Annotated in this window: 1 protein-coding gene; it reads left to right on the forward strand. The window is 28.0% G+C overall.

Annotated elements, in window-relative coordinates; genetic code table 11:
• The coding region (locus KVT27_RS23695) for a hypothetical protein (RefSeq protein ID WP_217582077.1) at positions 1-349 on the forward strand (349 nt) is incomplete at its 5' end.
• Positions 350-460: the final 111 nt, after the last annotated feature.

A 460-nucleotide genomic window follows, 5' to 3' on the forward strand; every position in this document is an offset into this window, starting at 1 on the left:
AGAAAAAAGTAAAAACATATTAAATGTAATAAGCAACTTAGGGATTTTTGGCTTTATGTTTTTGTTTGGCGGTATGTATACATATGTTTATTTTTATGGAACAGCCTTACTCGAAACATTTATTATGCTATTTATCGAAAATGCACTTTTAGTCATACAGTATTATTTTATGAGGAAGTTAGATTTTAAAGAGAGACTTCTTGAAATTTTAATTGTAATTGCTACCAATATCATTTCATTTTTTATTATTCAACAAAATGTAGCATTAATAGCTATTGTTATAGCTGTTGCTACTGCATCATGTATATTAATAAACCGTAAAAAAATAGAAAAACTATATACACACTAATTAATCTAATTAAAAATTAAATAGATTAACAAGCACCCTATCAGGGTGCTTGTTTGGTTCCTTCCACTTGATAGGGGAAACAAGGATAGAAAAGACACCCTAAGGTGCCTT

Origin of the sequence: Lysinibacillus sp. GbtcB16 (assembly GCF_019091145.1) — a bacterium.
GTDB classification, from domain to species: Bacteria; Bacillota; Bacilli; order Bacillales_A; family Planococcaceae; genus Lysinibacillus; species Lysinibacillus fusiformis.